Source organism: Rhodovulum sp. DZ06 (genome assembly GCF_050586345.1).
Classification (GTDB): domain Bacteria; phylum Pseudomonadota; class Alphaproteobacteria; order Rhodobacterales; family Rhodobacteraceae; genus JBOCEF01.
Genome location: NZ_JBOCEF010000006.1, coordinates 12,830 through 37,877 on the forward strand (window position 1 = coordinate 12,830; position 25,048 = coordinate 37,877).

The 25,048-nt window shown below is 71.6% G+C and carries 7 protein-coding genes; 4 read left to right on the forward strand and 3 right to left on the reverse strand.

The features are described from left to right. Positions 1-85: 85 nt before the first annotated feature. The 3 genes from ACQ5SO_RS04320 to ACQ5SO_RS04330 all read left to right on the forward strand — a co-directional run bounded on the left by ACQ5SO_RS04320 (position 86) and on the right by ACQ5SO_RS04330 (position 21,497). Positions 86-20,425, forward strand: coding sequence for an Ig-like domain-containing protein (locus ACQ5SO_RS04320; RefSeq protein WP_430940352.1), 20,340 nt, complete (start codon positions 86-88; stop codon positions 20,423-20,425). Positions 20,426-20,500: 75 nt separating this feature from the next. Then, a complete protein-coding gene (locus ACQ5SO_RS04325) occupies positions 20,501-21,124 on the forward strand; it encodes a VPLPA-CTERM sorting domain-containing protein (RefSeq protein ID WP_430940353.1) in 624 nt (207 codons plus the stop codon). A gap of 151 nt (positions 21,125-21,275) precedes the next feature. Next, entirely contained in the window at positions 21,276-21,497 is a 222-nt protein-coding gene (locus ACQ5SO_RS04330; protein ID WP_430940354.1) for a DUF1127 domain-containing protein, read from the forward strand. A gap of 95 nt (positions 21,498-21,592) precedes the next feature. On the opposite strand, the gene ACQ5SO_RS04335 is transcribed toward ACQ5SO_RS04330, so the two are convergent. From ACQ5SO_RS04335 to pcaH, 3 genes are all read right to left on the reverse strand, one after another. After that, entirely contained in the window at positions 21,593-22,426 is an 834-nt protein-coding gene (locus tag ACQ5SO_RS04335; protein WP_430940355.1) for a 3-keto-5-aminohexanoate cleavage protein, read from the reverse strand. 125 nt (positions 22,427-22,551) lie between these two features. Continuing rightward, entirely contained in the window at positions 22,552-23,169 is a 618-nt protein-coding gene (gene pcaG / locus ACQ5SO_RS04340; RefSeq protein ID WP_430940356.1) for a protocatechuate 3,4-dioxygenase subunit alpha, read from the reverse strand. A gap of 1 nt (position 23,170) precedes the next feature. Then, positions 23,171-23,908, reverse strand: coding sequence for a protocatechuate 3,4-dioxygenase subunit beta (pcaH, locus tag ACQ5SO_RS04345; protein ID WP_430940357.1), 738 nt, complete (start codon positions 23,906-23,908; stop codon positions 23,171-23,173). 193 nt (positions 23,909-24,101) lie between these two features. On the opposite strand from pcaH, the gene ACQ5SO_RS04350 reads away from it, so the two are divergent. Continuing rightward, on the forward strand, positions 24,102-24,923 hold the full coding sequence (locus ACQ5SO_RS04350) for an IclR family transcriptional regulator (RefSeq protein ID WP_430940358.1): 822 nt from the start codon (positions 24,102-24,104) through the stop codon (positions 24,921-24,923). The last annotated feature ends 125 nt before the right edge of the window (positions 24,924-25,048 follow it).

The following is a 25,048-nucleotide window of genomic DNA, read 5'->3' on the forward strand; positions in this document are numbered from 1 at the left end:
GATACGCATTCGGCCGGATGGTTTCTAAACCGCAAGGCGCACGGGGCTGCGCCGGCGGCGACATGAATTCTAGGGGGCCTTCGCCATGAACATCCCGGTCTCGTCCGAGCAACTGGTCAACGTCATCACCGCCGGGGGGCAGAACTATCCCCAGGTCACGGCGCTGGCCGGGGGCGGCTATGTCGTCGTCTGGCAGACCCCGAACAAGGATGGCGACGGCGAGGGCATCGCCGCGCGCCTCTACACCGATCTCGGCGAACCGGTCGGGCCGGAATTCCTGGTCAACGACGCCGCCGTGGGCGGTCAGACCGCCCCCGCGGTCGCCGCCACCGATGACGGCGGCTTCGTCGTCGTGTGGCAGACCGATGCGGGCGCCCGCGACGACGTCTACGCGCGCAAGTTCGCCGCCGACGGAACCGCGCTGGGCGCCTCGGTCGAGGTGTCGGACGGCGCCACCTATGACGACCGCGCCCCGACCGTGACCGACCTGCCCGGCGGCGGCTTCGTGGTGGGCTGGATGGCGAACGGCGCCACCACCGTCGGCTATTTCCAGGACTTCTACCTGCGCCATTTCAACCCCGACGGCTCCGTCGCGGGCGCGGGCTTCCCCGCCAACGTGACCGGCGAGAACCTCGCCTACCAGACCGAGGGCGACGTGACCCTCGCGTCCCTCGCGCCCTCCGCCACCCTGCCGGGCGGCGGCTATGTCGCGATCTGGACCGATAACGAAAGCCGCGACGGGTCGGGCGATTCCGTGCGCGGGCGCATCTTCGACGCCTCGGGGACGCCGCTTGCGACGGACTTCCAGGTCAACGTCTCCACCGGCGCGGACCAGGACGACGCGCAGGTCGCGGGCCTGGCGGGCGGACGCTTCGTCGTCGCCTGGCGCGATACCGGGAGCGCGGACGGAGAGGGTCACGGCGCGATGTACCGCGTCTACGAGGCCGACGGGACCCCGGTGACGGGCGAGTTGACCGCCCCGCAGACCATCTTCAACACCCAGAACAACGTCGCCGTCGAGGCCACCGCCGATGGCGGCTTCTACATGACCTGGACCTCGATCCACTACAACAACAGCGCCGCCGACCTGACCGACGGCTATTATTCGCGCGGCGTCTTCGGCCGCGCCTTCGACGCCGACGGCGTGCCCACGGGCCCCGAGACGCTGATCAACGAATCGACCAACGGCGACCAGTATTCCTATGACGTCGCGGGCCTCGCCACCGGCGACGTGGTGGCGGTCTACGTCTCCGGCTCGGGGAACGAGGCCGGGGATGCCGACAGCTGGTCCGTCCTCTCGCGCCTGGTCGGCGATCCGGGCGCGACCCGCGACTTCCCCGCCTCGCCCGAGATCGAGGCCCTCTCCACCGCCGTCACCCTGGCGGAAGCGGACCTGAAGGCGGGCCTCGTGCGCCTCGACGCCGACGGCGCCGCGGCGGTGTCGGACCTCGATTCCGCCGATTTCGACGGCGGCCGCCTGATGCTGTCGCGCCTGACCTACGAGCTGTCGAATGACGGCTTCCTGCCGGTGGACGCGACCGGGCAGGACATCTTCGGCTTCGTGACCGGCGGCGCGGTGACCGTGGTCGGCGCCTCGGTGCGGGTGATGGGGGTCGAGGTCGGCACGCTCTCCTCGGACGGGACCGGCGGCGCGCCGCTGGTGGTGGACCTCAACGCCGCCGCCGACGCCGCGGCGGTGGAGATCCTGGTCGAGCACCTGGGCTTCGGCACCGCCTCGGACGATCCCGACGTGGCCATCCCGCTGCAGCTGACCTTCGAGGACGGCGACGGCGGCGGCATGGACCCGCTGCGCATCGACGTGACCGTCACCCGCTCGGACGAGGCGGCGGCGTTCACCACCGAGGAGAAGCGCCTCAACGCCGTCACCTCGGACCACCAGAACGACGTGGCGATGAGCGACCTGGCCGATGGCGGCTTCGTGGCGGTCTGGACCGCGGCGGATCCCGACAGCGGCGGCACCGGCGTCGCCATGCGCCGCTTCGACGCCGACGGCGTGCCCACGGGCCCCGAGGTGATGGTCCGCGACGTCGACCTGAGCTCGGCCGACGCCGAGGTCGCGGGGCTGACCGATGGCGGCTGGGTCGTGGCCTGGACCGAGGGCAACACCAGCATCCGCCTGACCCGCTACGATTCCACCGGCGCCGTCGTGGCCGAGAACCAGGTGGTGGAGACCAACGGGTCCAGCACCCAGTACCAGCCCGAGGTGACGGCGCTGAGCAATGGCGGCTACGTGGTCGCCTGGTCGGCCTGGACCTCCGGCGGCTCGGGCGACGGCGACCGCTACGGCGTCGCCATGCAGGTCTACAACGCCGCCGGCTCGCCCGTCGGGGGCGAGACCATCGTCAACACCCAGACCACCGGCGACCAGAACGTCTCCGACGTGGTCGGCCTCGATTCCGGCCGCTTCGCCGTGGCCTGGACCGATTACGACGCCTCGGGCGACGGGTCGGGCTATGCCGCCAAGATGCGGATCTATGACGCGACCGGCGCGGCCGAAACCGCCGAGATCCAGCTGGCGCAGACCACCTTCGGCCAGCAGGCCTCGCCGCAGCTCGCCGTCCTGGCCAATGGCGACATCGTCGCGGCCTGGGGCGACGACGGCGCCGACGGGTCGGCGGGCGGCGTCTACATGCGCGTGTTCGATTCCACTGGCGCGCCGAAGACGGACGAGATCCGGGTCCCGGAATCCGTCGCCAACAACCAGTTCGTGCAGTCGGTGACCGCGCTCGCCGATGGCGGCTTCGCGGTGGCCTTCCGCGGCTGGGGCGTCGAGCCCGAGACCGGGATCACCGACGTCCAGGGCGCCTGGGTGCAGGAATTCAACGCCGACGGGTCGCGCCGCGACACCCAGCGGCTGCTCAACGAGAATGACGGGACCGAGACCGGCGTCGAGCTGGTCGGCCTGGCGGGCGGCGGCTACGTGGCCGCCTGGGGCACCACCTCGACGGAAGAGGGCGACGCCTGGGGCGACGGGTTGAGCTTCCGCCTCGTGGGCGTCGCCACCGGCTCGGCCGCGCCGGTGTTCAGCAGCCTGTCCGAGACGCTGGACCTGACCGAGGACGAGGCCCAGGCGGGCGCGGCGCTGCTGCCGCTCGGATTCTCGGTGTCGGACTCGGATTCCGCCGATTTCGACGGCGGGACCCTGCGCGTCAGCCGCCACCTGGTCGAGGCCGGGATCGACGCCTATGAGCCGGGCGACGACGAAACCCAGGACAGCCTGCTGATCCGCGCCGTGGGCGGCGTGACCGTCGCCGGGTCCACCGTGCGCGTGGACGGGACCGACGTCGCGACCATCGTGTCGGACGGCGCCGCGGGCGCGGACCTGGTGCTGACCTTCCTGCCGGGCGCGACGATCGAGAACGTGCGCGCGCTGCTCTCCGCGCTCGGCTATGCCAACGCCTCGGACGCGCCCTCGGCGGCGCGGACCTACAGCATCGATCTGTCGGATGGCGACGGCGGCTGGTCCGGGTCGGTCGACGTGGCGGTCAACGTGACCGACGCGGCGGAGCCCGACGCGCTGCAGCCGCTGGCCCCGGCGGCGGACATCGCGCCCGATGCGGGCGCGGCGCAGGGGGCCTCCACCGCCGCGGCGCTGACCGATGGCGGCTGGGTCGCCGTCTATCTCGAGGACAGCGAAGTGAAGCTGCGCCGCTTCGACTCCGAGGGCTATCCCTCGGGGCCGGAGACGCTGGTCGCGGATGCCGACGGCGCGCTCAACTACCAGCCGACGGTGATCGGCCTGGCCGGCGGCGGCTATGCCGTGGCCTGGCGCGGCGGGTCGGGCGCCGACGTCAACGGCGTCTACGTCAACACCTATGACGCGGCGGGCGCGCTGGTCTCGGGCCCGGTGCAGATGAACGTCACCACCGCGGGGACGCAGCAATACCCGAACCTCTCGGCGCTGCCCGATGGCGGGTTCTGGGCGATCTGGGCGGATGACGCCGCCGACATCATGATGCAGCGCTTCGACGCCTCGGGCGCGCCCCTGGCGCGCGACGGGCTGTCGGCGGGCCTCGACGAGGTGGTGCTGCCCAGCACCGGCGCCGTCTACTACCCCGACATCGTGACCCTGCCCTCGGGCGTCACGGTCGCGGTGTGGGAGGAATACCTGACCGAGGGCTCCGTCACCTCCTACGACATCCGCGCGCAGATCATCGGGGCCGACGGAACCCCCTCGGGCGCGGGCTTCACGGTGAACCAGACCCTCGCCGGGACCCAGGAATACCCCGCCATCGCGGTCACCGCGGCGGGCGGCTTCGTCATCGCCTGGAACGGCCCGGGCGAGGACGGCGTCTCGGGGCCGATGGCGCGGATCTTCGACGCCTCGGGCGCGCCGATCACCGACGAGATCTTCGTGGGCGGGCCCGGGACCGGGGGCCAGGTCGACGTGGCGGTGCTGGCCGACGGCCGCATCGCCGTCAGCTCGGAGCAGAGCAACGAGGCCTACCTGCAGGTCCTGAGCGCCGACGGGCGGCTGCTCGACCGGGGCATGAAGCTCAATGACGGGACCAACACCGCCGACGGCGCGGTGGAGCTGGTCGCGCCGACCGGCGGCGGCCTCGCGGTCGTGTGGACCGAGGCGAACCAGGTCCAGCAGCGCCTGTTCGGCGCGCCGGGCGATTTCTTCACCGACGCCGCCCCCGAGGTGCTCGGCTTCTCGGACGCCGCCACCTTCGACGAGGCGGACGTGCAGGCGGGCTTCCAGCGGATCGACGCCGACGGCGCGGTCGCCTTCACCGACGCCGACGCGGTCACCTTCCTCGGGGCCACGGTGACGCTGAGCGTCGAGGACCCGCGCGACGTGGACGAGTTCGTCGGGACCGACGGGCTCGGCCAGGATCAGATGGGCCTGGTGACCGGCGATGTCGGCGCGGGCGACGTGCAGGTTTCCGGCGGGACCGTGTCGGTGAACGGCGTCGCGGTCGGCGCGATCACCTCCTCGGGCGCGAACGGCGCGCCCTTCACCGTCGCCTTCAACGCGGCGGCGGGGCGCGAGGATGTCGAGGCGGTGATCTCCGCGCTCGGCTACGCCAACCCGTCCGACGCGCCGGGCGCGCTGCGCACGCTGCGCCTCGACGTGACCGACAGCGACGGCCATGCGGGCGCGTCGCAGAGCATCGATATCCGCGTGACGCCCGAGATCGACAGCGCCCTCGAGGGCGGCGCGGACATCACCATCAACACCACCCACGAGAGCACCCAGTACGGCCCGGTGGGCGGGACCTTCGGGGCGGGGAACATCATCACCGCCTGGGCGAGCTATGACCCGCAGGTCGGGTATGTCGCCCGCGCCCAGGCCTTCGACGCCTCGGGCGCCCCGCTCGGCGACGAATTCACGCTCGACCCCGATGCGCCCACCACCTCGGTCCCGCAGGAGATCGTGTCCCTCGCGGGCGGCGGCTTCGCGGCGCTGACCTATCGCGCGTCCAACCAGATCGCGGTGCAGGTCTATGATTCCACCGGCGCGCCGGTCGGGTCCTCGGTCCTGCTCGACGACAGCTCGGTCGGCAACGCCTACAACGTGCGCGCCAGCGCCACCGCCGACGGCGGCTTCATCGCCACCTGGTGGAACAACTCCTCGACCTTCGACGGGTCGTCCTACGCGGTGCTGCAGGCAAAGGTCGCCGTCGGCGCCGGCGGCGCTGCGGTCGGGCCGGTCACGGTGGCCAACGGCACGACGACCGGTCCCCAGTATGCCCACGACGTCGCCGTCTTCACCGACGGCGCGGCCGAGGTCGGGCACGTGGTGGTCTACCGCGCCGACGACAGCGGGGCCGAGGTGCGCGCGCAGGTCTTCGACGCCGCGGGCGCCCCGGTGTCCGATTTCCAGGTCAACCAGTACGCGCTGGGCGCCCAGGACGCGGCCGAGGTGATCGGCCTGGCGGGCGGCGGCTTCGTCATCGCCTGGGCCTCGAGCCTGCAGGACGGCGGCGCGGACGGCGTCTATGCGCGGATCTTCGACGCGACCGGCGCGGCGCTGGGCGACGAGTTCCGGGTGAACGAGAACACCGTCGGCAACCAGTACGAACCCTCGCTGGTGGCGCTCGCCGACGGCGGCTTCGTCGTCGGCTGGCGCGGCTATGTGAACGGCGCCTATGACAGCGAGATCCGCGGCCAGCGCTACGACGCCTCGGGCGCGCGGATCGACGGCGAATTCGCCATCAGCCCGCCCTCGCAATACGCCAATGAAACCGAGCCCTTCCTGTTCGCCACCGATGGCGGCGCGGGCTTCGGCGCGCTGTGGCGCGAGCCGACCTACGCCACCGGGACCACCGCCGACACCGGCGACGGCAGCGGCGACGGCGTGGCGATGCGCCTGTTCGCGGCCCCGGCCCCGGCGCTGGACGTGCCGGCGATCCTCGACCTCGAGATCGACGTGACCATCGGCGCGGCGGACGCGGTCGCGGGCCCGGTGCTGATCGATGACGGGCTGGGGATCGAGACCGGCTCGGCCGCGCTTGCGGGCGGCGAGCTGCGGCTGTTCTGGTCCTACAACGGCGACGCGCTGGACGCGCTGTCGATCGAGGCGGGCGGGGCGGTGACCCTGTCGGGGTCGGACATCCTGGTGGACGGCACGGTGGTCGGCGCCATCGACGCGGTCGAGGACGGGACCGGGGGCCAGGCCCTGTCCATCGCGCTGACCGGGGCCGCCGACGCGGAAGCGGTCAAGGCGATCCTGGAGCGGGCGGCGTACTCGAGCGGCGACCTCTCGGCCAACATCACCGGCAGCACCAAGGCCGTGGGCTATGCGCTGACCGACGCCTCGGGCGCGCGCTCCGTCCCCGGGGGCGTGACCATCCATCTCGGGACCGCCCCGGCGGCCTCGCGCGCCATCGACGACTTCATGGAGACGCCGACCGAGTCCAACGCCTACTGGACCATCGGGTCCGAGGCGGACCTGCGGGCCGGGCCGGTGACGCTCGACGCGCATGTCGACCTCCAGGGCTTCGAGGCCGACAGCTTCGCGGGCGGCCATGTCTATATCGACATCCCCCAGTTCAACGCCGAGCTGTCGCTGCGCGATGACGGGACCGGCGCGGGCCAGATCGGCTTCTCCGGCGGGAACGTCACCTATGGCGGCGTGCTGATCGGCACGGTCAACGCGTCCTATCCCGGAACCGGCGGGACCCGGTTCCAGGTCGACCTGAACGCGGCGGCGGATTCCGAGGCGGTCGAGGCGCTGATCGAGGCCTTCACCATCGCCCTGCCGAACCAGGTCGGGGTCAGCACGGACGAGTCCAACGTCGCGCTCGAGGTCCGCAACGGCGCGGGCCAGACCGCGAACCTGTCCGAGACCCTCTATATCGGCCGCGACCAGTCCGGCGCGGCGGGCGCCGAGGAGATCACCCTCGTCAACACCCACACCCCGGGCGCGCAGGACCTGCCGGTCATCGCGGCGACCGCGGATGGCGGCTACATGATCTTCTGGGCCTCCTACAACCAGGAGGCCGGGAGCGTCGACGACGGCGTGTTCGGCCAGCGTTTCGACGCCCAGGGCGTCAAGTCCGGCGCGGAATTCGCGGTCAACGACTACACCCCCGGCAACCAGCGGCCCACGGACGCCTTCGCCCTCAATGACGGGCGCGTGGTGGTGCTGTGGAACGAGGAGAACGGCTCCGACGGCTCCAGCCACGGCGTGCGCGCCAGCTTCGTGAACCCGGACGGGTCGCTCGACGGCGCCAGCTTCGCGGTGAACGACGTCACCTCCTCGGTCCAGAACGACGCGCGCGGCGTCGCGCTGTCGGACGGGCGTTTCGCGGTGGTCTACAACTCCGCGCATAGCGGCGACGAGGTGCTGCTGCGGATCTTCAACGCCGACGGCACGCCCGCGGGGGCGAGCCTGGTGGTGAACGCCTCCTCCGGCACGCAGAACAGCGTGTCGGTGACCGAGCTGCCGGGCGGCGACCTGATGGTGGTCTGGCAGGACGGCAGCGGCGCCGACGGCTCCGGCTCGGGCGTGATGGGCCAGCGGGTCGATCCGGCGGGCGGCGGCACGCTGGTCAGCTTCGACGGCGCCGCCCCGGGGGTCGAGGAGGTCGTGCTCTCCGAAGTCACCGCGGGCGCGCAGCAGGACCCGTTCGTGGTGGCGCTGGCGCCCTCGGCGACGCTGCCCTCGGGCGGGTTCGCGGTCGGCTTCACCGGCTATCTCGACAGCAACGACCCGATCGTGCGCTTCTTCGACGCCGCGGGGAACGCGGTGACCGGCGACATCCGCATCGGCAACGCCGCCTCCGGCTCGGACTTCCTGATCGGGCTCGAGGCGACGGCCGACGGCGGCGTGATCGGCCTGTGGTCGGGCCGCTACGCCTTCGACAACACCTCGGATTACGACATCCTGGCGACCAAGGTGATGCCGGACGGCAGCTTCGACGGCGGCGTTCGGCAGCTGTCGCAGGACAACGGGATCACCGAGTATGACGGCGCCTTCGCGATCCTGAACTCGGGCGCCATCGCCGCGGCCTGGGAGCAGGACGACGGCAATGGCAACGGCGTGTTCAGCGCGCTGTGGGACGCCCCGGCCCCGACCGGCGGCGCGGGCGGCCCGGCGCTGGTCGGCGATTTCGACGCGGCGCTGGCCGAGGACGCGGTGAACGCGGGCCCGGTTCTGCTGGCGCCCGAGGCGCTCGTGGGGCTGGTCGACGCCGACAGCGCCGATTTCGACGGCGGCACGCTGCACGTGTGGCGGCAGTCCATCTCCGACCTTCCCGGCGACGCGCTGTTCGGCGGCGGCGACGGGGCCGAGCAGGACGCGCTGAGCCTCTTGGACGGGGACGGCGTGACCGTGGTCGCGGGCGTGGTCCGCGTGGACGGCGTGATCGTCGGCGCCGTGACCTCGGACGGGCAGGCGGGCGCCGACCTGCTGATCACCTTCAACGCCGCCGCGGGCGCGCCGGAGGTGGAGCGCGTGGTCGCCCGCCTGGCCTATGCCAACGGGTCCTCGGACCCGATCGAGAGCCGGGAGTTCGGCCTGCAGGTCACCGATGGCGACGGCGGGCATTCGGACCCGATCCTGTTCACGGTCGAGGTGACGCCCGAGACCGACCTCGGCCTCAGCGCCCGGTCCGAGCGCGCGCTGAACGTGTTCACCGCGGGCGACCAGAGCGACCCGGAGATCTCGGCGATCTTCGACGCGGGCGGGGCGCAGATCGGCTACGTCACCGCCTGGCGCTCCCACGGGCAGGATCTCGACCCGGCGTCGAACAACGGCGGCGTCTACGTGCAGGTCTCGGACCTCGACGGAAACCCGGTGGGGCTGCCCTTCGCGGCGCATGTCAACCGGTCGGACAACCAGTACGAACCCTCGGTCGTGGGCCTTGCGAACGGCGGCTACGTGGTGATCTGGGCCGACAATTCGGGCCGCAACCCCGACGGCTTCGCGGCGGGCGAGACCTCGGGCGCCGGGCTCTACGGCCAGGTGTTCGGCGTCGACAACCAGCCCGTCGGCGGGTCGTTCCTGGTGAACGACGTCACCGTCAGCGGCCAGTCCCAGCCCAGCGTCGAGGCGCTGGCGGATGGCGGCTTCATGGTCGCCTGGGGCGATGACGGCAGCCGCGACGGGTCGGGCTGGGGCGTCTTCGGGCGCGCCTTCGACGCGGACGGGACGGCGCGCGACGTGTCCTTCCAGGTCAACCAGGCCACCGACAGCACCCAGTACACGCCGAACATCGTGCAGCTGGCCGGCGGCCAGCTGGTCGCGGTCTGGTACGCCGAAAGCTCGGGCGCCTCGGGCGACGGGTCGGGCGCCGCCGTCGCGGCGCGGATGCTCAATCCCGACGGGACCCCGGCGGGGGCCGAGTTCATCGTCAACACCACCACGCTCAACGGCCAGTACGAGCCGCATGTCGCGGCGCTGGCCGATGGCGGCTTCGTGGTGACCTGGACCGACCAGTCCAACGCCCTCGACGGGTCGAACTACGCGGTGATGATGCAGCGTTACGACGCCGCCGGGGCCCCGGTGGACGGCGAGCGGCTGGTGAATTCCGACTACACCGGCACCCAGTGGGAGCCGGACGTGATCGGGCTCGAGGGCGGCGGCTGGGTCGTGGCCTGGACCGACGACCGCGCCGACGGCGGCGGCTACGGCGTGTTCGCCCAGGTCTACGCGGCGGACGGGTCGCGCATCGACGGGCAGATGCAGCTGAACGACGCGACCTCCGGCAGCCAGAGCCAGGCGTCCCTCGCGGCGCTGCCGGGCGGCGGCTTCGCGGTGTCCTTCATCGGGCAGGACGGGTCCTCGGGCGGCGTCTACACCCGCGCCTTCACCGCGGCCGGCGCGCCGGTCGGGGCGGAAGACCCGGCCTTCGGCGGCGTCCCGGCCTCGGTCGCGCTGACCGAGGCGGACGTGAACGCGGGCCCGCAGCTCGTGTTCGCGGATGTCGACGCGGCGGACGCGGATTCCGCCGATTTCGCGGGCGGCGTGCTGACCGTCGGCCTGATCGAGGCGGACGACCTGCGCCCCGACGCCCCGGACCAGGACGGTTTCGGCCAGGACCTGTTCACGCTGACCGAGACCGGGTCCGTGACCCGCGCCGGCGCGACGGTGCTGGTGGACGGCGTCGCGGTGGGCGCGGTGTCGGGCGAGACGGCGGGCGCGCCGCTGACGGTGACCTTCACCGCCGCGGCGGACGCGGCGGCGGTCGAGGCGGTGCTGCGCGCGGTCGGCTACCAGAACCTTTCGGACGCGCCGAGCCCGACGCGCCTTGCGGCGGTGCAGCTGACCGATGGCGACGGCGGCTCGGCCCGGTTCTCCACCACGCTGGAGATCGCGCCCGAGACGGACGGCATGTTCCCGGTGCGCGACGCGTTCCAGGTGAACTCCTTCGCCGCCAACAGCCAGAACCAGTCCGACGTGGCGGCGCTCGCCGATGGCGGCTTCATCACCGTCTGGCGCTCGATCAACCAGGACGCCACCGGCGACAACAACTCGGGCGTCTTCGCCCAGCGCTACGACGCCAGCGGCGCGCCCGCGGGGCCGGAGTTCCAGGTGAACCTCTCGGCCGCCGGGGCCCAGCATGACCCGGCGGTGATCGGGCTGACCGGGGGCGGCTTCGTGGTCGCCTATACCGACGATTCCAACGCCTTCGCGTCGCGCGAGGCGGTGCTGCTGCAGGTCTACGACGCGGCGGGCGCCCCGGTGGGCGCGCCGCAGCCGATGAGCGCGGGGAGCAACGATTCGGGCCATACCGGCGACCTTGCGGCCACGCCCTCGGGCGGGTTCGTGGCGGTGTCGCGCGGCTATGACTACACCACCGGCGAATACGAGGTGCGGCTGGAGCGCTACGACGCGACCGGCGCGCTGCTCTCGGCGCAGAACGTGGCGGCGGGGCTCGGCTCCTCCATCGCCGAACCGGCGGTGTCGGTGGCGGCGGACGGCTCCATCGCCGTGGCCTGGCACGTGAACGGCCAGGAGACGGGCGGGTCGAGCGACGCGGGCGTGTTCCTGCAGCGCTTCGACGCCGCGGGGACGCCGCAGGGCGTGGCCATCCAGGTCAACGACTACGAGCGGGGCGCCCAGGACGACGCGCAGGTGGTCGCCCTCGAGGGCGGCGGCTGGGCGGTGGCCTGGACCAGCTATTTCCAGGAGCAGACCGACAGCAACTACGGCTACGGCGTGTTCGCCAGGCGCTTGGACGCCGCGGGCGTGGCGCTGGACGAGGAATTCCTCGTCTCGGCGCTGCCCGATGGCTCCCAGATCCAACCCGCGCTGGCGGCGACGCCGGGCGGCGGCTTCGCGGTGATGTATGCCGACAGCAACCTGGACGGGAACGGCTATGCCGCGGTCCTGGCCCAGGTCGGGCCGGACGGCACGCTGATCGACGATCCGCGGGTGATCAACCAGACCACCGATGGCTGGCAGGATGATCCTGAGGTGGCCCTTCTCTCCGACGGGCGTCTGGTCGCGACCTGGACGGACGGCAACTCGACCGACGGCGACGGCGCGGGCGTGTTCGGGCGCATCATCGGCGACGCCTCGACCCCGCCGGCGGCCGCGTCCCCGGTGCTCGAGGGCGTCAACGCCACGGTCACCTTCGCCGAGAACACGGTCAACGGCGTGCCGCAGCTGATCGACGCCAACGGCGCGGTCGCGGTCTCGCACCCCGGGGTGGATGATTTCGGCGGCGGGTCGATCCTGCTCAGCTCCGTCACCTCCTCGGCCCCGCTGATCGACCAGATCGCGTCGCCCGACGACCTGACCCAGGACGTGCTCGGGCTGCGGGCGACGGCGCGCATCACCATCGCCGGGACCGCGGTGTCGGTCGACGGCGCGCTGGTGGCGACCATCGTGCAGGACGGCGCGCAGACGCGGCCGTTCGAGCTGCTCCTCGAACCCGGCGTGACCGCCGAGATCGTCGAGCTGCTGATCGAGAGCCTGACCTACCGCAACCTCTCGGACGACCCGCTGGAGGAGCGCCGCCTGCGCCTGTCGGTGACCGACGGGCAGGGCGGGGCCACCGAGCCGGTCTATATCGACGTGACCGTGACCCCCGGCGCCGACGGCGCGACCCCGGTGGGGGTCGAGCGGGACGCGACCGCGGGCGGCGGCTTCCCGACGGACCAGAGCCACCTCGCCTCGATCCCGGGCACGGACGGCGATTTCATCGTCGTGTGGCGCGACAACGGCCAGGACGGCGACGGCTACGGCATCTTCGCGCAGCGCTTCGATGCGCAGGGCGACAAGCTGGCCCGCGACGGGACCGGCCTCGCCTCGGGCGACTCGGACGAGTTCCAGGTCAACGGCGCGTCGGCCAACGGCCAGCACGAGCCTTTCGTCACCGGCCTGTCCGACGGCGGCTTCCTGGTGGTCTTCCGCACCTATACCGGCGGCAGCCCCAACTATGACGACATCGTCGCCCGCCGCTTCGACGCGTCGGGGCAGGCGGTGGAGCTCGACGGGTCCGCCATCGTGACGGGCACGGGCGAGACCGCCGTGGCCGAGTTCGCCAACGGCTTCCAGTACGCCCCCGAGGCGGTGGAGCTGGCCTCCGGCGCCATCGCCTTCACCTGGTACAGCGACGCCTCCACGGGCGCCGGCGACGGCAATTCCTACGGCGTGCTGACCCGGATCTACACCCCCGGGACCGGCTGGGGCGCGCAGTCGGTGGCCAACACCACCACCGCCAGCGCGCAGGAAGCGCCGGCCATCACCGCGCTGGATGATGGCGGCTACCTGGTGACCTGGCGCGACGCGGCGGCCGACAACGGCGCCGCGGGCGTCTTCGCCCAGCGCTTCGACGCGGCGGGCGCCAAGGTGGGGACCGAGTTCCAGGTCAACGCCACCTCGGCGGGCGGCCAGAGCGACGTGCATGTCGACACGCTGACCAACGGCAACCTGGTCTTCACCTGGACCGATGGCGGGGCCGACCTGTCGGGCAACGGCGTCTACGCGCGCATCTACGCGCCCGACGGCACGGCGCTGAGCCAGGAGTTCCGCGTCAACGACGAGCGCAGCTCGACCCAGTGGCAGCCGGACGTGGTCGCCCTCGACAGCGGCGGCTTCGTCATCGCCTGGTCGTCCTGGTACGCCTCGGGCGGCGACCAGTACGACATCCTGGTCCAGCAGTATGACGCCGACGGGTCGCGCATCGACAGCCAGCAGCTGGTGAACACCGTCACCGCGGGCTACCAGGTGGAGCCCTCGCTGGCGGCGCTGCCGGGCGGCGGCTTCGCGGTGTCCTGGGACGGCTCGGTCTCGGTGCAGGTGTTCGGCAACGACGCGCCGGTGCTGTCCCCGGTGACCATCGAGGGGCAGGAGGACACGCTGATCACCATCGGCGTGGAGGTGTTCGACGCCGGGTTCACCGACGCCGACGGCCAGGACCTGGCCGCGATCCGCATCGAATCCGTGCCCAACGGCACGCTGATGTTCCAGGGCGTCCCGGTGATCGACGGGCAGGAGATCACCCGCGCCCAGCTTCTCGCCGGGGACCTGACCTATCTCGGCCAGCCGGACGCGTTCGGCGCCGACACCTTCCTGTGGAGCGCGTCGGACGGGCTCGCCTTCTCGCCGACCATCGCGGCGGCGCAGATCAACCTCGCGCCCGTCAACGACGCGCCGGGGCTGGAGGCCGGGCCGAACGGATCCTCGCTCGAGGGCCAGAGCTTCACCCGCACCTTCACCCTGACCGACCCGGACGGCGACAATGCCAGCTTCAGCATCGACTGGGGCGACGGCAGCGGGCCGGACATGTTCAACTCCAGCTCGCTGACCCCGTCGCGGTCCCATGTCTTCGGGGCCGAGGGCGTCTACACCGTGACCGTCACGGTGAATGACAACGCCGGGGAGGCGAACTCGGTCGAGACCGACAGCTTCACGGTGACGGTGGGCAACGCCGACCCGGTCGCCCGCAACGACTGGTTCACGGCGCAGGAGGACGGCCCCGCGACCGCGGGCGACCTGCTGGCCAACAACGGCGCCGGGGCGGACAGCGACCCGGGCGGCGACGCGCTGTCGGTGACCGCGATCAACGGCGACGGCGGGGCGATCGGCGGGGCCTTCCTGCTGCCCTCGGGCGCGCTGGTGACGGTCAATTCCGACGGCACGTTCAGCTATGATCCGAACGGCGCGTTCGAGGGCACGGCCCTGGGCGCGTCGGCGACCGACACCTTCACCTACACCCTGTCGGACGGCGAGGGCGGCACGGACACGGCCATCGCCACGGTGCATGTCCAGGGCGCCAACGACGCCCCCGACGCGGTGGATGACGGGTTCGACGTCAACTCGGACGGGACCGTCAGCGGCAACGTGGTCTCGGGCGCCGGGGCCGACAGCGACCCCGACGCGGGCGCGGTCCTGTCGGTGACGGCGGTCAACGGCACGCCGCTGACCGGCGCGCCCATCGCCCTGCCCTCGGGCGGGATCCTGACGATGAACCCGGACGGGACCTTCGTCTACGACCCGAACGGGGCGAGCGGGACCGACAGCTTCACCTACACGCTCGAGGACGAGCACGGCGCGTCCGACACCGCCGCGGTCACCTTCACCATCAACTCGGTGAACCAGGACCCGGTGGCGCAGGACGACGCGTTCTCGACCCCCGAGGCGACGACCGTCGGCGGCAACGTGCTGGCCGACAACGGGGCCGGGGCGGACAGCGATCCGAACGGCGATCCGCTGACCGTCACCCGGGTCAACGGCGTGGCCTTCACCGGCTCCACCGTCCTGGCGCTGGCCGGCGGCTCGATGCTGACCATCGGCGATGACGGCGCCTTCAGCCTGGTCCCGGACGGGGCCTTCAACAGCCTCGCGCTGGGCGACAGCGTGGACGAGACCTTCACCTACACCGTCGAGGACGGCGCGGGCGGCTCGGCCACGGCCACTGTGACCATCACCCTGGTGGGCGAGAACGACGCGCCGGTCGCAGTGGACGACGCGGCGTCGACCTCCGAGGATTCGACGGTGTCGGGCAGCGTGCTGACCGGCGCCGGGGCGGACACGGATGCCGACACGGGCGACACGCTGACCGTCTCGGCGGTGGCCGGGGCCCCGGGCTCGGTCGGGGTTTCGGCCCTGACCGCGGGCGGCGGGACCATCGTGCTGCAGTCCGACGGGACCTACATCTACGACCCGGGCGCGGCGTACCACTACCTGCGCGCGGGCCAGACGGCGGTCGACACGGTCAGCTACACGGTCCAGGACAGCCAGTTCGCGACCGACACGGGCGTGCTGACGATCACGGTGATCGGCGTCAACGACGACCCGGTCGCGCAGGACGACGCGCTGAGCGTGGGCGAGGCCGGGGTGCTGAACGGCAACCTGTTCGCCGACAACGGGTCGGGCGTCGATGACGACCCCGACACGCTCGACAGCTTCGCCGTCTCGGCGGTCGAAGGGTCGGCGGCCAATGTGGGCGTGACCATCGCGCTCGCCTCGGGCGCGCTGCTGACGGTGGGGGCGAACGGCGCGGTCTCCTACGACCCGAACGGGGCCTTCGCGGGCCTCGGGGCGGGGGCGTCGGCGACCGACAGCTTCACCTACACCATCGAGGACGGCTTCGGCGGGACCGACACGGCCACGGCCACGGTCACCATCACCGGCCAGGACACGCCGCCCGACGCGGTGGACGACACCGGCCTGTCGGTGGGCGAGGACGCGGTGCTTGCGGGCATCGACGTGCGCGCCAACGACACGGATGCCGAGACGGCGACCGCGGACCTGGCGATCACCGAGATCGACGGGAGCGCGGCCTCGGTCGGGGTTCCGGTCACGCTCGCCTCGGGCGCGCGGGTGACGCTGAACGCGGACGGGACGCTCGATTACAACCCGAACGGGGCCTACCAGGGCCTCGCGCAGGGCGCGAGCGTGGTGGAGACCTTCACCTACACCATCGAGGACGAGACCGGCGGGACCGACACGGCGACCGTGTCGATCACCGTCAACGGGTCGAACGACGACCCCGATGCGCGCAACGACTTCCGCGGCACGAACGAGGACCTGGCGTTCTCGGGCGATCTCTTCGCCAACAATGGCGCGGGGGCGGATTCGGACGTGGATGGCGAGGGCTTCACCATCACCGCGGTGAACGGGTCGGCGGCCGCGGTCGGGACCCCGATCAGCGTCGGGGCGGGCGGCCTTGTCACCGTGCGCGCGGACGGGACCTTCGACTTCAATCCCAACGGCGCCTATGAGCACCTGGCGAACGGCGAGTCGGTGGTGGAGACCTTCACCTACACCATCACCGACGATCACGGCGCGACCGACGGCGCGACGGTCTACTTCACCGTCACCGGCGTGAACGACCAGCCGGTGGCGCAGGATGACGACGTGTCCGGCACGCCCGCGGCGGTGATCTCGGGTTCGGTCCTGGCCGATAACGGGAACGGCGCCGACAGCGATCCGGACGCGACGGACGTGCTGGCCGTCAGCGCGGTCGACGGGGTTCCGGGGCTGGTCGGCGTGCAGCAGGCGCTCGCCTCGGGCGCGCTGCTGACGGTCAATTCGGACGGCACGTTCGATTTCGACCCGAACGGCGCCTATGACGGCCTGCCCTCCGGCTCCACCGCGACCGAGAGCGTGACCTACACGATCTCGGACGGGAACGGCGGCTTCGACACCGCGACGCTGAGCATCGTGATCTCGGGGGACAACCTGCCCCCCGCGGCCCGCGACGACGCGCTGGCGACGGACGAGGAGACGGCGGCGGCCTTCGACCTCTTCGCCGACAACGGCGCCGGGGTGGACGAGGATCCCAACGGCGACGCCATCACCGTCACCGCGGTCAATGGCGGGGCGGACCCGCTGGGCAGCGCCTTCGCGCTGGCCTCGGGGGCGCTGCTGACGGTGAACGGGGACGGCTCGGTCGCCTTCGACCCGAACGGCGCCTATGAGGACCTCGGCGTCGGGCAGAGCGCGACCGAGACCTTCACCTACACCGTCTCGGACGGGCTTGGCGGGACCGACACGGCCACGGCCACGATCACCATCAACGGGGTCAACGACGACCCCGTGGCGAGCGACGACGTGGTGAGCGTGGGCGAGGACGGGTTCATCTCCCTCTCGGTCATCACCGGCGACACCGGCGCCGGGCCGGACACGGACATCGACGGCGACACGCTGTCGGTGATCGCGGTGAACGGGATCGCGGCCAATGTCGGGGCGGACCTGCCGGGCTACCTGGGCCTGCAGATCGTGCAGGCGGACGGGTCGCTGTTCGTCGATGCGCGCGGCGCGTTCGATCACCTCGATCTCGGCGACACCGGGTCCTACAGCTTCACCTACGACATCGGCGACGGCCATGGCGGCACGGACCGCGCGACGGTCACCGTGTCGGTGGTGGGCGCCAATGACGGGCCGGCGGCGGCGGACGACGCCTTCGCGGTGGACGCCGATACCGGGCTCTCGGGCGCGGTGCTGGCGGATAACGGGTCGGGCGCGGACAGCGACGCGGATGCGGATGCGGTCCTGTCGGTCGCGGCGCTGAACGGCGTCGCGGGCGATGTCGGGACGCCGGTCCTGCTGCCCTCGGGCGCCACGCTGACCCTGCGCGCGGACGGCACGTTCGACTACGACCCGAACGGCGCCTTCGACGGGCTGGTGCGCGGCGCGACCGGGACCGACAGCTTCGACTACACGCTGTCGGACGAGCATGCGGCGACGGACACGGCCACGGTGACCATCACGGTCACCGGGGTGAACCACGCGCCGGTCGCGGCCGCGGACACGGTGACCGTGTCCGAGGATGCGCCGGGCGTGGGCAACCTGCTGGGCAACGACACCGACTATGATGGCGACGCGCCGACGGTGCTTTCCATCGACCTCGGGGGCGGGGCCCTTCCGCTCGCCACCCCGGTGGCGCTCGGGGCCGGGATCCTGACCGTCTACGCCAACGGCCATGTCGATTTCGATCCGAACGGCGGGTACGAGGACCTGGCGCTCGGCGCCAGCACGACCGAAACCTTCACCTACGCCATCGGCGACGGGTTCGGCGGCATCGACACCCAGACGGTCACCGTGGTCATCACCGGCGAGAACGACGACCCGGTCGCGGTCGATGACGGCGCATCGACGGCCGAGAACACGGCGGTGGACGTCGCCGTGCTGGGCAACGACTCGGATGTCGACGGCGACGCCCTGGCGGTGAGCATCGCGACCGCCCCGGCGAACGGCTCGGCGGTGGTGCTGCCCTCGGGCGAGATCCGCTACACCCCGGATGCCGGTTTCTCGGGCATCGACACGCTGGTCTACGCGGTGTCGGACGGCAATGGCGGCGCCGACACCGCGACGCTCACCATCAACGTGGCGGGCGTGAACGTGGACCCGGCGGCGGTGGACGATGCGTTCACCGTGCTGGAAGGCTCGGCCACCGCGCTGAACGTGCTCGGCAACGACACGGACGGGGACGGCGATCCGCTGAGCGTGACCTCGGCCACGACGCCCGCCAACGGGTCCGCGGCGGTCCAGGGCGACGGGTCGATCCTCTACACCCCGGATGCGGGCTTCGTGGGGACCGACAGCTTCGACTACACCATCTCGGACGGGCAGGGCGGCTTCGACACCGCCACCGCCGTCGTGACGGTGTCCGAGGCGCCGTCCGAGCTGAACATCGCCGTCGGGCTGATCGCGCCGGGGGATGCGGGCTTCGCGCCCGCGCCGACCTCCTCGGCCGATGAAGGGGACCCGGGCGACAGCACGGACGTGTGGTTCACCGTGACCCGCAGCGGCTCGCTCAGCGTCGCGACCACGGCGACGGTGATGGTGACCATGGACGGGCTGACCCTGCCGCAGACGGTGAGCTTCGCCGCCGGGCAGGCGCAGGCCAGCTTCTCGCGTACCGTGGCCGGCGACTTCCTGGTGGAGGGCGACCGGACCATCGGGGCGGAGATCACCGCCACCGACCGGGCCGAGGTGCAGATCGGCGCCCAGCCGGTCGCGACCCACACCATCGTCGAGGATGATTTCGGCGGGGTGATCGACCTCTCGTTCGACGGCGAGGGCGCGGGGCCGCTGGAAGTCGTCGAGGGCGACGGGGGCCAGACCTTCGTCACCGTCACCGCGACCCGCTCCGGCGATCTCGACGGGCCGCTGACGGCCATGGTGGGGATCTCGGGCGATGCCGGGGCCGCCGACGTCACCGGCGCGCCGATCAGCTTCGTCTTCGCGGACGGGCAGGCGGTGGCGACCGCGCAGGTGGCGGTCCAGGGCGACTACGCGGATGAAGCGGACGAGGCGTTCAACCTCTTCATCTCCTCCATCGACCGGGACGGCTTCGCCGCGGGGACCGAGGCGAACATGCTGATCCTCGACGACGATGACGCGCCGATCACCGCCGCCGACGCGGTGGACGCGGTCTCGCGCTCGGTCACCGCGATGGACGTGCTGGCCAATGACAGCGATCCCGACGGGCAGCCGCTGAGCATCGAGACCGTCAACGACCAGGCCATCGCGCCGGGCGGGGCGGTGGCGCTCGCCTCCGGCGCGCTGATCCGCATGGCCGCGGACGGGTCGCTCGAATACGACCCGAACGGGGCGTGGGACCGGCTCGCGCCCGGGGCCAGCACCGGGGACAGCTTCACCTATCGCGCCTCGGACGGGACCGACCTGTCGGGTCCGACCACGGTGACGGTGACGATCTCTCCGGTCGCCGTGGACGGCACGGGCGGGTCGGACGACCTGCATGGCGGCGACGACAACGAGGTGGTCAACCCCGGCGGCGGCACCGACCTGGCGGGCGGCGGCGGCGGGGGCGACGTGTTCGACTTCGCCGATCTCGCCGGCAACGGGACGCGCGACTTCGTGCAGGTGCTCGACTACACCGTGGGCGAGGACGCGATCGGCCTCGGCGCCGGGGTCTCGGTCATGGCCAGCTACGTGGTTAACGGCGACTTGACGCTGTTCACCGACGCCGGCGAATTCGATACCATCGTGGTGCGGGGCGTGGACGACATCGCCGCCCTCGATTTCATCTGACGCGCGGGCCGGGGGGCGGTTCGCGCCGCCCCCCGGGCTTCGGGTTCTGCACGCAAGGCAGAGAGGATTTCGGTCATGTTCGACAAGACGGATTTCAAGCGCGTCGCACGGGGCGCAGGACTGGGCGCTGCACTGGGCGCGGCGCTGGCGCTGGGGGCGGCCTTCCCGGCGGCGGCGGATTTCGCCGAGGGATCTGGGACGGCGGTCGACACCGGCCTGTTCCCGGGCGCGAGCGAGCTGCGGGTCGAGGCGAGTTCCACCAGCTTCGGCGATTTCACCGCCGACGGGCCGGAGCTGAGCCTGCTGCTCAGCTTCGTCACCGACACCGCGACCGGGCTGCTGGGCCCGTCGATCCTGTCCATCGTGGACCCGGGGACCGACCCGGGCACGGCGGATGACCGGCAGGTGCTGACCGCCACCGGCGACAACATCCTGTTCCAGGGCGACTCGGTCGCCGCCACCTTCCTGGTCGATGGCGGCTATGCGGCGGCGGAGTTCGGGCCGGTGGTCGCGGCGCTGTTCTACGCCGACGGCACGCCCTGGACGGGGGCGGATTCGGCCGCCTTCTTCGGGCAGGGCGAGGCGGTGATCCTGTCGATCGAATCCGTGGTCTCGGACATCCCGCTGCCCGCCGCCGCGCCGCTGATGCTGCTCGGCCTCGGGGGGCTGGCGCTGGCCGGGCGTCGCCGCCGGGGCTGAGCGCGGCGGCGATCCTTTCGGGATCGTTTATGTTGCATTGCACAAGATGCAACGCAGTATTGCGCCCGTCCGCCTTGCCGCGGGCGGGCGCTTCGCCTTATCTGGAAGCCAAGGGAGGGAGCCAATCCAACGCAACGGAGGTTTCCGCACAATGGCTTACACGAACATTCACACGGGGTCCGAGCCCCTTTTCGCCCGCATCGGCCACGCGCTCGAGGCCGCGGTGGAGCGTCTTGCGAAGCTGGCGCCCGCCAATAGCTGCCTTCGCGAGTGCGAACGCCTGCAGCGCCTGTCCGACGCCGAGCTGGCCGAGCAGGGCCTGAAGCGCGAAGACATCCCGATGCACGCCTTCCGCCGGTTCAACTACATCTGATCCCGGCCGCATCGCGGACATGAAAAGGGCGGCGCAGGAGAACCCTGCGCCGCCCTTTCGTTTTGCGCCGGGGGCGCCCCCGGACCAGGCTCGCGTCAGGCGGCGAGGCCCAGCATCGCCCGCGCCTCGGACGCGGTGGCGGCGCGGCGGCCATGCTTCTCCAGCTGCTCCACCGCCAGTTTCACCAGCGCGGCGTTGGACGGGGCGAGGTGGTCGCGATCCAGGCGGATGTTGTCCTCGAGCCCCGTGCGCAGGTGGCCGCCCAGTTCGGCGCACCATTCGTTCAGCACCCGCTGGTAGCGGCCGATCCCGGCGGCGCACCAGGTGGCGTCGGGCATCAGCCGCTTCGTGGTCTTGATGAAGTACTCGAAGCTCTCGCGGTCCACGGGCATGGCGTTCTTCACGCCCATGACGAACTGGACGTGGAGGGGGCCGGTCAGGCGGCCGTCCTCGACCATCTTCGCGGCCTGGAAGATGTGGCTCAGGTCGAACGCCTCGATCTCGGGCTTCACGCCGTAGGTCTTCATTTCCCCGGCCAGCCAGTCCACGAGGTCGGGCGAGTTCTCATAGACCCGCGTCGGGAAGTTGTTCGACCCGACCGTGAGCGAGGCCATGTCGGGCGCCAGCGGCAGCATCCCGCCGCGCTCGCGCCCGGCGCCGGAGCGGCCGCCGGTCGAGAGCTGGATGATCATCCCGGGGACGTGTTTCTTCAGCCCCTCGACCAGCCGGGCGAAACGCTCGGGGTCCGAGGTGGGTTTGCCTTCGTCGTCGCGCACGTGGCAATGGGCGATGGTGGCGCCGGCCTCGAACGCCTCCTGCGTGCTCTCGACCTGCTCGGCGATGGTGACGGGGACGGCGGGGTTGTCGTCCTTGGTGGGCAGCGAGCCGGTGATGGCGCAGCAGATGATGCCGGGGGTCTCGGCGGTCATGTCGGGTCCTTTCGGCGGGAATTCGGCGCGCGCGGCGCGCGGCGCCGGACAAGGCATGGGCGCGGCGGAGCCTTCCCGCTCCGCCGCGCCCGGTCAAGGCATCGGGTGATGCGCGGCGTGGCGCATCAGATGTCGAAGAACACCGTCTCGCCCTCGCCCTGGATGCGGATGTCGAAGCGGTAGGTTCCGTCGTCCAGCTTCTTGGCCACCAGGGTGTCGACGCGGCTGCGATGCTCGATGCGGTTCAGCACCGGGTCCTCGGCGTTCAGGGCGGCGTCCTCGGGGAAGTACATCCGGGTCTGCAGGCCGATATTCACGCCGCGGGCCAGCACCAGGACGCTGATGAAGGGCGCGGAGAGCTTGCCGTTCCAGGCCGGGACGCGGCCGGGCTTGATCGTCTCGAAGGTGAACTCGCCGTTCTCGAAATCACCGGGGGAGCGGCCCCAGCCGGTGAAGTTCGGGTCGGCCTGGCCGCGGGTCTCCTCGGGCGAGTTGAAGAACCCGTCCGCATCCGGCTGCCAGATCTCGATCAGCGCATCCTTGAGGGGCGTGCCGTTGCCGTCGAGGACCTGGCCCTTGATGGTGATCCGCTCGCCCTTGGTGTCGGCATTGACCATGCGGATGCCGAGGTCCTCGGGGTAGATCCCGGTATTGCCCACGAAGTTCGGCGCGCATCCGATATGGACGTAAGGCCCGGCGGTCTGCGACGGGGATTCCTTGAGGTAATTCAGCGGCTGCACCATCTCACATCCCCTCGAGCTTGTTGTCGAACACGGTCTGGCGGGAGCCGCGCAGCACGATGTCGAACTTGTAGGCCAGCGTGTCCATCGGCAGCGAGGCGTTGAGGTCGAGCGGCGCGACGAGGCGCTCGATCGCCTCTTTCGACGGGATCGTCTTCACGATCGGGCATTTCCAGATCAGCGGATCGCCTTCGAAATACATCTGGCAGACGAGCCGCTGCGCGAAGGCATGGCCGAAGACCGAGAAGTGGATATGCGCCGGGCGCCAGTCATTGACGCCGTTCGGCCAGGGATACGGCCCCGGCTTGATGGTGCGGAAGCTGTAATAGCCGTCCTCATCCGTGATGGTGCGCCCACAGCCGCCGAAATTGGGGTCGAGCGGCGCGAGATAGGTGTCCTTCTTGTGGCGGTAGCGCCCGCCCGCGTTGGCCTGCCAGAACTCGACCAGGCCGCCGCGCACCGGGCGGCCGCCTTCGTCGAGCACGCGGCCATGGACGATGATCCGCTCGCCGATCGGCAGCTCGCCGGGCTTGGCGTAGTTCAGGATCAGGTCGTTATCGAGCTCGCCCAGCTGGTTGTGGCCGAAGACCGGGCCGGTCTGCTCGGCCGGGCCGTTGTCCAGGCTGATCAGCGCGTAGGTGGGGGAGCGCTTGACCGAGGTCTTGTAGCCGGGGGTGTACCCGGCCGGGTGCCAGTCGCGGTCGCGCGGCATCAGGGCGCCCCGGGGGCGGTTCGTGGGCATCTTGGCTTCCTCCTCTCGCGCGCCGCCGGTTGGGTCCGGGGCGGCGCGGGCGCGATCCGGTTGCAACGGTTTCACCCGGCGCCTGAATCGCTCACGTGTTACCTATCTCAGAAAATGGAATGACATTCAACTTTTGAACGTCCTATGTTTTCCACCTGCGACGGTCTATGGTCCGCCGAAAGCGGGAGGAGTGATGAGCAGCGCGCTCGAGAAAGCCATGTCGGTGCTGGAATTCATGGTCACGCGGCCCGAGGGCTGCGCGGTCTCGGACATCGCCGCGGGGCTGGGGCTGCCGCCGTCGGGGGTCCACCGGATGCTGAAAGAGCTTGAGAAGATCGGCTATGTGCGCCAGCGGCGGGACATGGGCGATTACGAGCTGACGGTCCGGCTGGCGGCGCTGGGGCTGTCCTGGCTGGGGCAGACGGGGATCCCCGACGTGGCGGAACCGATCCTCGATGCGCTGGCGCACCGGGCGCAGGAGCTGGCGCGTCTGGCGCTGGCCGATGGCGGGGCGCTGATGCATGTCTCGGCGGTGCAGGGGGTGCGGCGGGGGCTGCGCTATGACCCGGGGCTGGACCAGGGCGAGCCATTGCACCTCGCGTCCTCGGCCGGCGGGCAGGCCTGGCTGGCGGCGATGGATGACGACGACGCGCTGGCCGCGGCGCTGGGGCAGGGCCTGGTGAAGCCCGAGGCGCCGGGGCCGGAGGCGCCGCGCAGCGCGGCGGAGCTGCTGGAGATCCTGCGCGGCGTGCGCGCCCGCGGCTGGGCGCGCAACGCCAACTCCTACCATGACGGGATGGCGGCGATGGCGGCGGTGATCCGCCGCCCCGAGGGCGTGGCGGATGCGGGGGCGCCGGTGGGCGTCGTCTCGCTCGCCGGTCCCTCGGTGCGCTTCACGCCCGAGCGGATGGAGGCGCTGGCCCCCGATCTTCTGGATGCGGCCGAGGAGCTGGGGCAGGCGAGCCGCGCGACCTCCTGGTTCTGCCGCGGCGCCGAACGGGCGCGGGCGGGCTGAGGCGGACGCCTGCCCCATCGCGCAACAAAAATTCGTCCATCCGGTCAAAGGCGCATCTTTCCGTCTTTGCCGCGTGACAATTCCGCGAAACCCCTGTATTGCAGCGCAGCGCGCCGGGAGGGCGC

What these genes read in the sequence shown, in the direction of transcription:
- ACQ5SO_RS04335 (WP_430940355.1), bottom strand. Translation starts at nt 22,426, where the DNA reads ATGACCGCCGAGACCCCCGGCATCATCTGCTGCGCCATCACCGGCTCG.
- pcaH (WP_430940357.1), bottom strand. Translation starts at nt 23,908, where the DNA reads ATGCCCACGAACCGCCCCCGGGGCGCCCTGATGCCGCGCGACCGCGAC.
- ACQ5SO_RS04350 (WP_430940358.1), top strand. Translation starts at nt 24,102, where the DNA reads ATGAGCAGCGCGCTCGAGAAAGCCATGTCGGTGCTGGAATTCATGGTC.
- ACQ5SO_RS04325 (WP_430940353.1), top strand. Translation starts at nt 20,501, where the DNA reads ATGTTCGACAAGACGGATTTCAAGCGCGTCGCACGGGGCGCAGGACTG.
- ACQ5SO_RS04320 (WP_430940352.1), top strand. Translation starts at nt 86, where the DNA reads ATGAACATCCCGGTCTCGTCCGAGCAACTGGTCAACGTCATCACCGCC.
- ACQ5SO_RS04330 (WP_430940354.1), top strand. Translation starts at nt 21,276, where the DNA reads ATGGCTTACACGAACATTCACACGGGGTCCGAGCCCCTTTTCGCCCGC.
- pcaG (WP_430940356.1), bottom strand. Translation starts at nt 23,169, where the DNA reads ATGGTGCAGCCGCTGAATTACCTCAAGGAATCCCCGTCGCAGACCGCC.